Source organism: Zobellia sp. B3R18 (genome assembly GCF_018860715.1).
GTDB classification, from domain to species: Bacteria; Bacteroidota; Bacteroidia; order Flavobacteriales; family Flavobacteriaceae; genus Zobellia; species Zobellia russellii.
In genome coordinates, this window is record NZ_JAHKQG010000007.1 from 19357 (window position 1) to 32553 (window position 13197).

General features: G+C 39.2%; 14 protein-coding genes. 11 read left to right on the top strand and 3 right to left on the bottom strand.

Annotated features, from left to right (window positions below):
- Positions 1–199: 199 nt before the first annotated feature.
- From KO513_RS04655 to KO513_RS04685, 7 genes are all read left to right on the top strand, one after another.
- Positions 200–949 carry a hypothetical protein gene (locus tag KO513_RS04655; protein ID WP_215912496.1) on the top strand — a complete coding sequence of 250 codons (750 nt, stop codon included), beginning with the start codon at positions 200–202 and terminating at the stop codon, positions 947–949.
- Entirely contained in the window at positions 936–1718 is a 783-nt protein-coding gene (locus KO513_RS04660; protein ID WP_215912497.1) for a carboxypeptidase-like regulatory domain-containing protein, read from the top strand. Before KO513_RS04655 ends, KO513_RS04660 begins: the two co-directional genes overlap by 14 nt.
- A 57-nt stretch (positions 1719–1775) precedes the next feature.
- On the top strand, positions 1776–2606 hold the full coding sequence (locus KO513_RS04665; protein WP_215912498.1) for a carboxypeptidase-like regulatory domain-containing protein: 831 nt from the start codon (positions 1776–1778) through the stop codon (positions 2604–2606).
- A 48-nt stretch (positions 2607–2654) separates the two neighbouring features.
- Entirely contained in the window at positions 2655–3161 is a 507-nt protein-coding gene (locus KO513_RS04670; protein WP_215912499.1) for a DUF6702 family protein, read from the top strand.
- Positions 3162–3221: 60 nt separating this feature from the next.
- Entirely contained in the window at positions 3222–5534 is a 2313-nt protein-coding gene (locus tag KO513_RS04675) for a M1 family metallopeptidase (protein ID WP_215912500.1), read from the top strand.
- Positions 5535–5617: 83 nt separating this feature from the next.
- Positions 5618–5956 (top strand): Sec-independent protein translocase subunit TatA/TatB, encoded by a 339-nt coding sequence (locus tag KO513_RS04680; RefSeq protein WP_215441970.1) that lies wholly within the window; start codon positions 5618–5620, stop codon positions 5954–5956.
- 2 nt (positions 5957–5958) lie between these two features.
- Positions 5959–6531, top strand: a complete 573-nt coding sequence (locus KO513_RS04685) for a phosphatase PAP2 family protein (protein WP_215912501.1) — start codon at positions 5959–5961, stop codon at positions 6529–6531.
- On the opposite strand, the gene KO513_RS04690 is transcribed toward KO513_RS04685, so the two are convergent.
- The gene (locus tag KO513_RS04690) at positions 6497–7138 is read right to left on the bottom strand and encodes an O-methyltransferase (protein ID WP_215912502.1); all 642 of its coding nucleotides are present in this window, start codon (positions 7136–7138) and stop codon (positions 6497–6499) included. The genes KO513_RS04685 and KO513_RS04690 overlap by 35 nt on opposite strands.
- Positions 7139–7205: 67 nt before the next feature.
- Between KO513_RS04690 and KO513_RS04695 the strand changes: the two genes are divergently transcribed.
- The 4 genes from KO513_RS04695 to KO513_RS04710 all read left to right on the top strand — a co-directional run bounded on the left by KO513_RS04695 (position 7206) and on the right by KO513_RS04710 (position 11516).
- Entirely contained in the window at positions 7206–7673 is a 468-nt protein-coding gene (locus tag KO513_RS04695; RefSeq protein WP_215912503.1) for a GNAT family N-acetyltransferase, read from the top strand.
- Between the two features lie 56 nt (positions 7674–7729).
- Positions 7730–9001: a kynureninase gene (kynU, locus tag KO513_RS04700; RefSeq protein WP_215912504.1), complete on the top strand. Its 1272-nt coding sequence runs from the start codon at positions 7730–7732 to the stop codon at positions 8999–9001.
- A gap of 194 nt (positions 9002–9195) precedes the next feature.
- Positions 9196–10248, top strand: a complete 1053-nt coding sequence (locus tag KO513_RS04705; protein ID WP_215912505.1) for a M12 family metallopeptidase — start codon at positions 9196–9198, stop codon at positions 10246–10248.
- Between the two features lie 107 nt (positions 10249–10355).
- A complete protein-coding gene (locus KO513_RS04710; protein ID WP_215912506.1) occupies positions 10356–11516 on the top strand; it encodes an MFS transporter in 1161 nt (386 codons plus the stop codon).
- Here the strand turns inward: KO513_RS04710 and KO513_RS04715 are convergent.
- Together KO513_RS04715 and KO513_RS04720 are read right to left on the bottom strand one after the other, a co-directional pair.
- Positions 11513–12193, bottom strand: coding sequence for a hypothetical protein (locus KO513_RS04715; protein ID WP_215441963.1), 681 nt, complete (start codon positions 12191–12193; stop codon positions 11513–11515). The two genes, KO513_RS04710 and KO513_RS04715, sit on opposite strands and share 4 nt — an antisense overlap.
- A gap of 96 nt (positions 12194–12289) precedes the next feature.
- Positions 12290–13195 (bottom strand): PorP/SprF family type IX secretion system membrane protein, encoded by a 906-nt coding sequence (locus KO513_RS04720; protein ID WP_215912507.1) that lies wholly within the window; start codon positions 13193–13195, stop codon positions 12290–12292.
- Positions 13196–13197: the final 2 nt, after the last annotated feature.

Genomic DNA, 13197 nt, shown 5'->3' on the forward strand with positions numbered 1-13197 from the left:
TAAAAATTTCTGTACATACGAATTAACAAAAGTTTAGCCGCCATGGTTTTTTTAAGACCAAAACATGTACTTTCTTTATCCACATAATTTATCTTACGGGTAACTCTAATATAGTACGAAAGTACTCCTTATAAAGTTGCCCTGAAATTGATTTAATAAAAAACCATATCCCTAACGAGGACATTTATAAAACAACCAAATGAAGATTATCCCTACTCTAATATGTGTACTTTTTTCTTTTATAGCAGTGAATGCGCAAGATGATGACCGTTCCTTGCTGCGCGGTACGGTGTTGTACCGGAATATAAGTGTACCTAACGAGAACGTTATAAATATTACTACGGAAAGTGCGGTAATTTCCAATGAAAAGGGACAGTTTGCCATACGGGTAAAAGCGGGCGATGAATTGGCGTTTACGGCAGTAAACTACCAACTGGAAGTGGTTAAAATTACGGATGAAATTATAGAAAACGGTCGTTTGGTGGTTGAAGTAAACGAAAAGGTTACCGAATTGGATGAGGTTGTGGTAAGCCCTGAGAACGAGGAGAAGTTTATACAATTGCAAAATGAAGAATTTAAGAAGGTAGAGTATGATATTGATCGTTCTTCAGAAGTAGAAAATATAGCTTTAAGTCAGTCTGAAAGGGGTATGAAGGATGGTGCCAATTTTGTAAACATTTTTAAAGCCCTGGCCAAAGCCGGCAAAAAAGAGGATGCAGAGGTGCGCCCGCGTATGAAAATGAGCCAAGTGCTTCGTCAAGTGTATGATGATGAGTTTTTTGTAACCGATCTTAAACTGTCTCAAGATGCTATTGATGATTTTTTGCAATATGTAGACACGCATGAGCCAGAATACCAATTGTTGCTAAAGAAGAACGAGTTTGAATTGATCGATTTTCTGGTGAACAAAAGCAAGGCTTATCGAAAACAATTAAATGAAGAGAAGTAAATTTCTTTTTCTAATTTCTTTTTTACTCTTGACTCGTTTATGTGCTCAAGATTTATTTTCTGATGAAATTCAAGGTCGTGTTTATAGTAAAGATGGGGATGTAGCTGCCACCCACGTTTTAAATTCCACTACAAAAAAGGCTACTATTACGGATATTGACGGGTTTTTTAATATTGCCGCAAAGCTTAACGATACGCTTGTATTCTCTGCGGTACAGTACAAACGCAAGGAAATTGTGGTAACCCTAAGTCTCTTGGAGAGTAAACTTCTTATGATTCCTTTAGAAGAAGCTCTAACGGAGCTGGATGAGGTTATAGTTATGCCATATAGTCTTTCGGGAAATATAGCCAGTGATCTAAATACTTTAAAAACAGAGCCTGTAGTTACGGCTTCAACTTTAGGATTGCCAAATGCCTATGTAAAGCCCATAAGCAAGGCCGAACGTGAATTTCAGGCTGCAACGGCAAACCCGTATATGAGTTTTGACCCGCTGATCAATATGATTACAGGTCGAAAAAAAATGTTGAAAGCCCGCGTTAAACGAAATGCAAAATATGAGAGAACGCAAAGAGTCAGGGAGTTTTATGCAGATTCACTCTATATAACAGAATTGAAAATCCCTCTGGAGAAGATTGATGAATTTATGTATTTCTGTGAGATAGACTCTTCTTTTCAGCAAATTGTAGACTCACATGACCGGCTGCGTATTTGGGCTTTCATGAAAAGGAAAAGTGTTGTGTACCGTGAGAATTATGAGGGAGAGGAATAAGTGATGTAGGTAATAAAAAGCAACTTTCAGAGTGGAAGATTGCTAAAAGCATATCCTATGAAACCATTGCAAAAATTAGTTTTTGTGAGTGTCATAACTGTGGTGGCAAACACATCATGTGCCCAAGAAACTATATCCTTAAACGGACGCGTTTTTAGCGAGAACGAAGAAGTTATGGCCACCCATGTGTTAAATACGTCTTCAAATAAGGCTACCATTACAGACACAGATGGTTTTTTTGACATAGATGTTCAACTTAATGATACCTTGGTTTTCTCGGCAATCCAATTCAAACGAAAAGAAGTGGTGGTAACCAAATCTATTTTAGAGAGCAAGTTGCTGGTTGTACCGTTGCAACAGGTGTTGAATCAACTAGAGGAGGTGGTGGTAATGCCTTATAATTTAACGGGAGATATGAATAGGGATTTAAATAGAATTCCTGTTGGTAGGGTCATAACATCTCAATCATTGGGTTTGGAAAACAAGAAAGGACGACTAAGGCCAAAAGGTGTAGGTGAAAAACTTCGAATAAATAAATACTTAGAGTTAGTTACGGGCAATGATACCGTAACTTTAAAGCCAAAGTTTCGGCTAGATTTAAAAATTGTGAGACTATCGGAAGATATATCTGGTAGAACCAAAGAGTTGAAGAGGTATGCAACTCTAGAAAATGAGAATAAGCAGTTAGAAGAGATACGATTGTTTTATACGGACTTCTTTTTTACAGAGACCCTTAAAATTCCTAAACACCAAATACCTGACTTTTTGAACTATTGTATGGTTGATGCGGATTTTAAGGAATTGGCAAACGCAAATGAGATGGCCGCTCTGTATGAGTTGTTAGAAACCAAAGGCCAATTGTATAGAAAAAACAACAACTTAGACTAGATTATTTTGGCATAACATTTGCCTATTTTTGTTGTAGAAAATGAGATTATGAATTCTTTTAAAAAACTATTGCTAGTATTGGTGCTTCCCCTGTTGGCCTTTACTGCCGCCCATAAATTTTACGTTAGCGTAACCAATGTAAATTATTCGGAAAAGGACAAGGCACTACAGATTACGTCCCGTGTTTTTATTGATGATTTAGAGAAGTTGTTATTAGAACGATATGACTTTGAGGCCCAATTGGCAACCGATGAAGAGTCTCCATTGGCAGATGAATACCTGGAAAAATATTTGAGGTCCAAATTTGTGGTGCAGGTTAATGGCAACAATGCTTCCTACACATATATTGGAAAGAAATATGATGCGGACGTGGTCATATTTTATCTGGAAGTCCCCAATGTGGATTTGGCCACCTTAGAATCCGTTCAAATAGAAAATGAAGTTTTGACAGATTTGTTCGAAGAACAGCAGAATGTTGTTCATTTAAAAATAGATGGAGACAAAAAAAGCTTTGTTTTAGTCAAATCTCGTACTAAAGGAATGTTAAAATTATAACATTTAGGTAACTATTCCTTAAAATATTATATTTTCCCACGCTTAAAACCACAGACACAAATGAATAGATTAAAGTACGGTCTAGCTACGTTACTTTTTGTATTTGCCAACTTTTTAATGGCACAGAAAGGGGTTAATGCAGACAAAGAACCCGGTCATTACAATCAGAATAAGTTTAAACAGTTGTACGAGGAGTTTGCGACTCCCAACAACTATCGTTCCGCTTCGGGAGCTCCGGGCCCGGATTATTATCAGCAACAAGCTGATTACAAAATGGATATTGAGCTAGATGATAAAAATGCCAAAATCTACGGTACGGAAACCATCACCTACACCAATAATTCTCCAGACCATCTAGAATACCTTTGGTTACAGTTGGATCAAAACGTACGGGCAAAAACGTCAAAGTCGCCCTTACGGAATGGTGAAGGTGTACCTATAGCCGAACAAACCAGTGCTTTTGCACAAAAATATATGACAGAAACTTTTGACGGTGGGTTTAACATAGCGTATGTAAAGGACGCTAACGGAAAACCGTTAAAATATACCATCAACCAGACCATGATGCGTATAGATATTCCAAAGCCTTTAAAAAGTAAAGAACAAATTTCATTCTCTATCAAATGGGATTACAATATTCCAAACCATACTATAAACCGTGCTCGTTCTGGGTACGAATATTTTGAGAAAGATGGAAACCGAGCTTATGTTATAGCTCAATTCTTTCCTAGAATGGCCGTATATAGTGATGTGGAAGGATGGCAGAACCATCAGTTCTGGGGTAGTGGCGAGTTTGCCCTTACCTTTGGCGATTATGATGTGAACATTACGGTACCTGCCGATCATGTTTTGGATGCTACGGGAACACTTCAGAATAGAAAGGAAGTTTTTTCAAAGGAAATGATGAGGCGTTATGAAAAGGCCAAAAAATCGTATGATAAACCGGTACTTATCGTAACCCAAGAAGAAGCAGAGGAAGCAGAAAAAGGGTTTTCGGAAAAGAAAAAGACCTGGAAGTTTAGAGCGGAGAACGTAAGGGATTATGGTTTTGCCACCTCTAGAAAGTTTATTTGGGACATGCAGGCCGTAAAGGTGGGCAACAAAGATGTTATGGCGGTTTCGTTATATCCAAAAGAAGGTAATCCATTGTGGGAAGAGTATTCTACTAAAGCAGTGGCGCATACCTTAAAATCCTACTCATCACATACGTTTGATTACCCTTATCCAAAAGCAATTTCGGTACATGCCAAGCAACAAGGTATGGAGTACCCTATGATTTGCTGGAACTATGGGCGTCCCAATGAAGATGGTACATATTCGGACCGTGTTAAGTACGGGATGATCAGTGTAATTATTCATGAGGTGGGACACAACTTTTTTCCTATGATCGTAAATTCTGATGAACGCCAATGGGGTTGGATGGATGAAGGTCTAGATACGTTCATGCAGTTTATGGCCGAGCAAGAATTTGGGGAAAAATACCCTGAAGCCATAGCGCCTAATGACAAGTACCCGTCAAGAAGGGGAGATCCTTCTAAAATTGTTCCGTACATGGCAGGTGATCAGAGTACCATTGCACCTATTATGTCCAACCCGGAAAATGTGTACCAGTTAGGTCCAAATGCCTATGGAAAACCGGCTACCGCTTTAAATATTCTTCGTGAGACCGTAATGGGCAGAGAGCTTTTTGATCATGCTTTCAAGACATATTCGCACCGTTGGATGTTCAAGCACCCAACTCCGGAGGACTTTTTCAGAACTATGGAAGACGCATCTGCCGTAGATTTGGATTGGTACTGGAGAGGATGGTTCTATACAACTGATTTTGTAGATATTGGTGTAAAGGGCATTAAGAAGTACTATGTTACGGATAAGCCCACCAAAAAAATGCAAGAGTACATGGCGGCAAGGGGTATCTCTGAGGCAGATTTACCACCTTTGGTTTACATGGCAGAGGAAGGTAGTGAAGAAATTGACCCTAACATAAAAGGAAAAATGCCATCGGAAAACTCAAAATCGCTTAAGGAGTTTATGATGGATAATTTAACTGCCGAAGAAAGAGCGGCTGTTAAGGAGCCTAAGTATTTTTATGAAGTTACTTATGATAAACCGGGCGGAATACCTATGCCTTTAATTGTTGAGTATACGTATGCGGACGGAACTACTAAAAATATTACCTACCCACCGGAAATCTGGCGCAAGAACGATAAAGAGGTGAGCGTAGTGATATCTTCGCAGACAGAACTTACCGGTGTTGTTGTTGATCCAAAGGCAGAAACGGCAGATATAGATACCTCTAACAATGCATGGCCTAAGAAAGAAGAGAAATCTGATTTTGATAAGATGAAGGAAAACGCCATTAAAGGCAAATAAATTTTTGTTAATATCACAAAAAGACCTGCTAGGTTTTCGTAACCTAGCAGGTCTTTCTATGTAAACTTCATTATATTTGTGATATGTATTCATTGCACTTTTTATTCATTAGCGGAGGCGAAATATTCTTTATCATGTTCATCGTGGTCATGGTTTTTGGCGCCGATAAGATTCCTGGCATAGCCAAAGGGCTGGGCAAGGGCATGCGTCAATTAAAGGACGCTACGGAAGATATTAAACAGGAAATTCAGAAAAGCGCCGATAAACAGGGGATAGACACCAGTTTTATAACCGACATCAAAAAGGATATTGATGAGGTTAAGGATAATATTACTTCAGGAATCGGTACCGACATCAAAAAAGGAGTAAGCGACGTTAAGAAGAGCGTTGATGATGTTACGGGAACTATCAAAAGAAGTTAGATTTGCTGGATCGTATTCTAGAATGGGACAGGGAAACTTTTATCTACCTGAACAATTTAGGCATTGAAGAGTATGATCAATTTTGGCTTATTGTAACCCAGTTTAGTACTTGGATTCCTTTATTTGCTTTATTCTTCATTCTTATTTTTATAAATTATCCAAAAAAGGAAGCAATTTATGTGGTGCTCACTATTGTTGCAATGATTTTTTTTGTGACTACCCTTACTGATTTAACCAAAGAAGTAGTAGCCAGATTACGGCCTAATAATGATGAAACTATGAATACATTGATCCGTATTCTTAAACCTTCCTCCAGTTATAGTTTCTTTTCCGGACATTCATCTAGTTCTTTTTCGGCTACCACTATCGTGGTGCTGTTTCTAAGGAACCGTTTTAAATGGTGTTGGCTGTTTTATATTTGGCCGTTACTATTTGTATCCAGCCGTATTTTTGTAGGGGTACACTTTCCTACGGATATTATAGTGGGTTCTACCGTTGGCGTTCTTTCCGCACTGTTCTTTTATAATCTATATGTTAGGTTTATAGCACCCTACTTAGGGTTAAGCCATCCCTAATAGGAAGTAGAACGGTTTCTACACGAGGGTCTTCTTTTAACTTTTTGTTGAAGTCCAACAGAATAGGGGTTACCTTATCTTTTTTATCTACAGCTTCAACTACTTTTCCGGACCATAATACATTGTCGGATAGGATAACGCTGCCGGGTCGGGTCTTTTTCATGACCAGCTCAAAATAATCGGGATAATCCTTTTTTTCGGCATCAATAAAAACAAGGTCAAAGGTAGTGTCTAATTGAGGTATAATGTTTTTGGCATCCCCAATATGTTGTATAATTTGGTCTTTGTAGGCACTCCGTGAAAAATATCGCTCTTGTATCTCCTGTAGCTCCTCGTTAATATCTATGGTATGTAAACGCCCATCTTTCTGCATGCCCTCCGCCAGACATAACGCAGAATATCCCGTATAGGTGCCAATTTCCAGAATGTTTTTTGGGTAGATTATTTTGGATAATACGCTTAGAACCCTACCTTGAAAATGTCCGGTAAGCATACGTGGGCGAACTACTTTAAGATGTGTCTCCCTGGTGAGCTCTTGAAGTAATTGAGGTTCGTTTTCTGAATGGTTTTGAATATAATCCTCTAAATCCGCAGATAAGAAATGCATGCCTGAAATTTCTGCAAATATATAGTATTTTAGAACTTCATAACCGTAGCCTGAAACCGTAAATACTATGAGTGAATTTATAACAAGAAGTGCCTCATTGGAAGATTTGGAAACATTGCTTGAATTTGAGCAAGGAATCATTGCTTTTGAAAGACCGTATGACCCAACCTTAAAGAAGGACCCGATCAGTTATTATGATTTAGGGGAATTGATAAAAAGTAATGAAGCCCAGGTGGTAGTTATTGAATTCAACGGGCGTTTGGTAGCATCTGGCTATGCTAAAATCAGATCGGCCAAACCGTACCTTAATCATGAAACTTATAGTTATTTGGGTTTTATGTACACGCATCCGGATTTTAGGGGAAAAGGGCTCAATAATAAGGTGGTGAAAGCCTTGCGGGATTGGTCCATTTCAAAAGGTATTACAGAAATACGCCTTACCGTTTATGATGAAAATGATGCAGCTATTAAAGCCTATGAAAAAGCAGGTTTTAAAAAGCATATTATTGAGATGCGAATTGTTGATTTAAAGTAGCCCTGCAATAGCTTTAATATCCCTCCTGAAATCGTATTTTTGAAAAAAAGACCTTTATGACATTCGAGAACACCTTAGCGTTTGCCCAAAAGTTGGATTCTGAAGATAAATTACGAAGCTATCGCGATGAATTTTATTTTCCTAAAGTAAATGGAAAACAGGTTATCTATTTTACAGGAAACTCCCTTGGATTGCAGCCTAAGCGTACCCAAAAGTTTGTAGATGAGGTCATGACCGACTGGAAAGAGCTTGCCGTAGAAGGTCACTTTCACTCAGATAAACCATGGTGGGACTATCACGAGCAGTTAGCGGCACCATTGGCCAAGGTAGTGGGGGCAAAAACAGAGGAAGTATCCGTAATGAACACCCTAACGGTAAACCTTCATCTTTTGATGGTTACTTTCTACAGACCTACGAGCAAACGTTATAAGATTCTTTGTGAGGAAAAAGCATTTCCATCAGATCAGTATATGCTGCAAAGTCAGGTTAGAAATCATGGGTTAGACCCCAATGATGCTTTGGTAGAGGTAAAGAAAAGGGATGGTGAGCATTTCTGGCGTACCGAAGATGTTCTTCAAAAGATAGAAGAGTTGGGAGATGAGTTGGCATTGGTTCTTATTGGGGGCGTAAATTATTACAACGGTCAGGTTTTTGATATGGAAACCATTACCAAGGCCGGTAAGGCCGTAGGTGCCAATGTAGGGTGGGATTTGGCCCATGGTGCCGGAAATATAGAATTAAAATTACATGATTGGGATGTGGATTTTGCCGCGTGGTGTAGCTATAAATATATGAATAGCGGACCCGGAAATGCTTCCGGTGTATTTATCCATGAGCGTTATTTGAATAAAAAGGACATACCCAGGTTTGAGGGATGGTGGGGAACCAAAAAGGAAACCCGATTCTTAATGAAACCGGAATTTGAACCCATGGCAAATGCCGATGCTTGGCAGTTGAGCAATCCTCCGGTACTATCTGTAGCACCATATTTGGCTTCTTTGGAGATGTTCGAGGAAGTGGGCATGGATGCCTTACTAGAGAAAAGAGATCGCATTGTGGCCTATTTGGAGTTTGTTCTTCATGAAATAGATGCCGAAATAGACGGAACCACTTTTGAGATTATAACTCCAGAGGATAGAGGTACCCAATTATCCGTTTTTCTTCACGGACAGGGCAAACCACTTTTTGATTATTTAATGGATAACGGAGTCATTACGGATTGGCGGGAGCCTAATGTTATTCGCTTGGCACCAGCTCCTTTTTACTGTTCGTATGAAGATATGTACCGCTTTGGTCAGATTTTAAAAGAAGGCATCAAGACGTTGTAATTTCCATATTCTTTCGATAGGCGCTTTTATCCTATTTTTAAAGGGATAGGAGCGATTTTTAGGTATTTCAAACTTTTTAATTAGTGTATTTCATCGATAATATTGACCATTCATCGGCTATTATGGTGGTTCATCTCGTACGTATAAAGTAAGTTTTGGCCCCAAAATTTAAAATGAACACTAAATTGAAAAATATGAAAAACAAAACGTTCCCTACTCGTCTTATGCTTTTATTGGCAGTAAGTACATTGGTAATAGCCTCCTGTTCCAATGATACCACTGAGCTTGATGCCGAAACTTCTGTAGCTCCCAAAGCAGAAGTTCCGGTTGATCAAGATGCTGAATTTATTACAAAATACTTTATGGGCGATGCCGTACAGGTGCAACTAGAGGAGGATGGCACCTATAGCTTGGCAGGCACGGACACACGCTTGTTCGAGGAGCAACTTGCAGATTCGCCTGACAGCTATAACCCTAATCCCGTTCCCGGAGAAGAATTGTCCGGATTGGCGTTGGCAGGCGGCATTAGAAAATGGCCGGATAATACCGTGTATTATGTAATTAACGGTTTAAGTTCTAGCGTGCGCAGTGAGTTGCAAAAGTCGTTTGACGAATGGTCCAATAAAACCAACGTTAGGTTTAAAGAACGTACCAATCAATCTAATTACGTTACCATATCTTCTTCAGGTTCCAATAGTAATTCAGGGGTGGCAACTTTAGGAATGTACAATTCCCGTGGTTATATTAGATTAGGCACTCGTGCTACGGCCGTTGTCATCATACATGAACTGGGGCATACCTTGGGTTATATTCATGAACAGAACAGGGCAGATAGGGATGACCATATTATAATCCGTACGGAAAATATTCAATCCAATGCTCAGGACCAGTTCTACAAAAGTACTTCCGCAACCTTCCTTACTGGTTCTTTTGATGTAAATTCAATAATGATGTACGGTAGCTACACATTCAGTAAAAACGGACAGCCTACTATAACGGACCTGAACGGAAATACGCTGCCACAAAGACAAGCACGTTTGTCTACTTTGGATATTCAAGGAACCAATGCTGCTTACCCTTCTTCGGGCGGTGGTGGCGGTAATCCGCAACCGGAGGAAGACCTATGCGATACTACTGCTAATTACTCCTCAAGTAAAAGCTATAGGGTAGGGGATTATGTGCTTTATTATGGTCGTTTGTACCAACGGGACTATACGCGCTGGAATTATATTAAACGATGTAGCTAAAACCAAATATGGGCCAGAAACGAACTCAAAGACCATCTATAGAAGATGGTCTTTTTTTGATTTATAGGTTAGCGTTTTTAAAGTACCTTAGGTGTTAAATTCGTTTCATGAAATCATTACGCCTTATACTTACCAATTCCCGTTATTTTGGGGCTGCCTGGGTATTTGCCAGTATAAATATTCTTTTTGGTACTTGGGCAATTTATATACCAACTGTAAAGGAGCAGCTTCAAATAGACAAGTCCCAATTGGGTTTGGCTATATTTTTTCTTTCTCTAGGGGTATTTACGGTGTTTCCTATGGCTTCATCTATCATTAATAAAATTGGGGTAGGAAAAGCAACATGGTACGGGGTAGTGTTGAGCAGTATAGCTGCCCTTTTGCCTTTGTTGGCACCTAGTTATTATACCCTTATGGCCGCACTTTTTCTATTAGGGGCTTCCAATGGGTTTACGGATATTTCTATGAATACCTTGGTAACGGAGCTGGAAAAGGAGGATAAGAAAAATTTTATGAGTGCTTCTCATGGTTTTTTCAGTTTGGGAGGGGTTTTGGCCGGCCTTGGTAGTTTTCTTATCGGTCCTCTGGACAATCCACCTTTACATATGTTATTAGCGGTGATACTGGTTTTAGTCGTGAATTTTATTTTTCACGGAAAATATAAAAATGTAGTGGCAGCGGTTGAAGAAAAGGAAGCATTCAGTTTAAAATTATTTAAGCCGATGCTGTTTCTTGGGTTGATCTCATTTGTAGCGATGGGGAGTGAAGGTGCCATTGTAGACTGGAGCGGACTTTATTTAAAGGAAATAAGCCTGGCACCCGAGTTGCTCTGGGGTGCCGGATTTCTAGGTTTTCAGGTTACCATGACCTTGGGGAGATTTTTAGGTGATGGTATAAGCGAAAAAATGGGCTCGGTAAAAATGGTAACTTTTGCTACTATTTTGGTGTTGGTAGGATACCTAATGGTTTTAAGTACCGAAACCTATATGGCCATTGCAGGGTTTGCTTTAAGCGGACTTGGTTTTTCCGTTATGGTACCCGAAGTTTTTCGTATTGGAGGTAAAGTAAAAGGTGTGGATTCTGCGCAAGGTGTTTCTTTTATTGCTGGCACGGGCTATACCGGATTTTTGGTAGCTCCGCCAATTTTAGGGTTTATTGCTGATGGCTCTTCACTCAAGACTTGTTTTCTGGTATTGTTCGCTTGCGCTCTTTTGGTATTGGCCGCTACTTTTAAATTGAACAGAAACCGAAAAAAACGTAATACTTAGTTTGTTTTTACTTCAATGTTGGTAAAATAGAGTTTAAAACTACCATCCTCGTTTTGATGCATTTTGGCAATTTTGAGTCCACCTGCTTCGGTGTAATCTTCCCAAGTGGTGGTCATGGAAGGTTCTTCTTGGTTACCTTTTCTAAACACCCATTCTTTAACTAGATAATCATCGCCAAAATAGAAATCATATGCGTCTCCAGGGGTATAGCCACCTTCTTGCTTGTAAACTACCGTAAGTTTTTGCATGGGCTTTTTGCTGATTGGTGCCTCTACATTTGGTGTAAGCTCATTGGTGCTTCCATCTTTGTCCCATAAAATATTTATAGGCGCTATGAGCCAATATTTATCATTTATGAATCCACCATTGGTTTTATAGGCGGTGCTATCCATGTCTTTTCGGTTGTAGACTAAAGTGTCTTTGGTAGATATGGCAGTTACTTGGTTAGTTTTTGGTTTCCAAATCCATGTACGTTCAAAGTGAGAAGTATCACGGTCTACATTAAAAGTAAATTTAAGCTCTTCTACCTTGTTCCAGTTTTTGTAACCATTGGCATAGGCTATTTTTTCTAGAATGGATAGCTCTTTTTCAGGTTGTGGTGCTTCAGACTTTTTGGTCTCTTTACAACCTATAACTAAAAAGGTTAAAAGTATGCAGGCGGAAAAGTACTTTGTCATAGCTAGAATTTTCCCCAAAGATAACCGCTTTTGTTTAAAGCAAAGACTGTAAAGTAAAATGGATGACGAGGTACTTTTATAAAAATGAAAACCTATTTAGAAATAACGAGGAGATTTCATGGCTTTTAAACCTCGGTCAAAAAGTTCATAGATAAGAATGACCTCATGTGTGCCTCCAGAATAGGGTCTGAAAGTTGAGGTAGGTAAGTCATAAGCATACCCAATTCTAAAGGAATCGGAAATAGCATAATCCATTAGTACCCCAAAACTGTCCGAGTCATTAAAGCGATAGGAAGCACCAATCCAAAATTTCTCATAGAAAAGAAAATTTGCCGTTACATCGTATGATGCAGGTGCCCCGTTGGTGTATTTAAGTATTGCCGTGGGCTTGAATTTTGTGGTTTCGCCTATATCAAAAACATATCCACCAATGGCATAATAACTATTACGTTCAAGAGCCACGAATTCACCATTGTTTAAATCGGTATTAAGAATGCGAGGAGTTGAAACACCCAGATACCATTTATTGGAGCTTACATAAATTCCGGCTCCCATGTTGGGGTTCCATTTAGAAAAACCATCAAAGAAGAATGGGTCCGTTTCGTCCGGAGTATCTAATTTGTAGTTGGTAACACCACCTTTTAACCCTAAGGCCATATTAACGGTGCTACTTAAGGGAACGGTATATGAGATATCCGCATAAATGTAATTGGTTTTTTCATATCCCAATTGGTCGTTTATATAGGATAACCCAACACCTACATTACTGAACCGTATAGGCGTATGAACCGATAGGGTGCTTGTGGTAGGATTACCTTCTATACCTGCCCATTGGTTTCTGTGCAAGGCAGTAGCATTTAACGTTTGCCTGCTTCCGGCGTATGCCGGGTTTATGGACATGGTGTTGTATACGTATTGTGTAAACTGCGGTAGTTGTTGCGCATTTGAGAAAAAGGCACAGCTTATAGCTAGAACAACTAGATATTTTTTTAACGTAGTCATGA

Bases quoted from the DNA above. Each gene is read 5' to 3' on its own strand.
- kynU (WP_215912504.1), top strand. From the start codon at position 7,730: ATGACATTCGAGAACACCTTAGCGTTTGCCCAAAAGTTGGATTCTGAA.
- KO513_RS04670 (WP_215912499.1), top strand. From the start codon at position 2,655: ATGAATTCTTTTAAAAAACTATTGCTAGTATTGGTGCTTCCCCTGTTG.
- KO513_RS04690 (WP_215912502.1), bottom strand. From the start codon at position 7,138: ATGCATTTCTTATCTGCGGATTTAGAGGATTATATTCAAAACCATTCA.
- KO513_RS04720 (WP_215912507.1), bottom strand. From the start codon at position 13,195: ATGACTACGTTAAAAAAATATCTAGTTGTTCTAGCTATAAGCTGTGCC.
- KO513_RS04665 (WP_215912498.1), top strand. From the start codon at position 1,776: ATGAAACCATTGCAAAAATTAGTTTTTGTGAGTGTCATAACTGTGGTG.
- KO513_RS04710 (WP_215912506.1), top strand. From the start codon at position 10,356: ATGAAATCATTACGCCTTATACTTACCAATTCCCGTTATTTTGGGGCT.
- KO513_RS04660 (WP_215912497.1), top strand. From the start codon at position 936: ATGAAGAGAAGTAAATTTCTTTTTCTAATTTCTTTTTTACTCTTGACT.
- KO513_RS04675 (WP_215912500.1), top strand. From the start codon at position 3,222: ATGAATAGATTAAAGTACGGTCTAGCTACGTTACTTTTTGTATTTGCC.
- KO513_RS04715 (WP_215441963.1), bottom strand. From the start codon at position 12,193: ATGACAAAGTACTTTTCCGCCTGCATACTTTTAACCTTTTTAGTTATA.
- KO513_RS04655 (WP_215912496.1), top strand. From the start codon at position 200: ATGAAGATTATCCCTACTCTAATATGTGTACTTTTTTCTTTTATAGCA.
- KO513_RS04705 (WP_215912505.1), top strand. From the start codon at position 9,196: ATGAAAAACAAAACGTTCCCTACTCGTCTTATGCTTTTATTGGCAGTA.
- KO513_RS04695 (WP_215912503.1), top strand. From the start codon at position 7,206: ATGAGTGAATTTATAACAAGAAGTGCCTCATTGGAAGATTTGGAAACA.
- KO513_RS04680 (WP_215441970.1), top strand. From the start codon at position 5,618: ATGTATTCATTGCACTTTTTATTCATTAGCGGAGGCGAAATATTCTTT.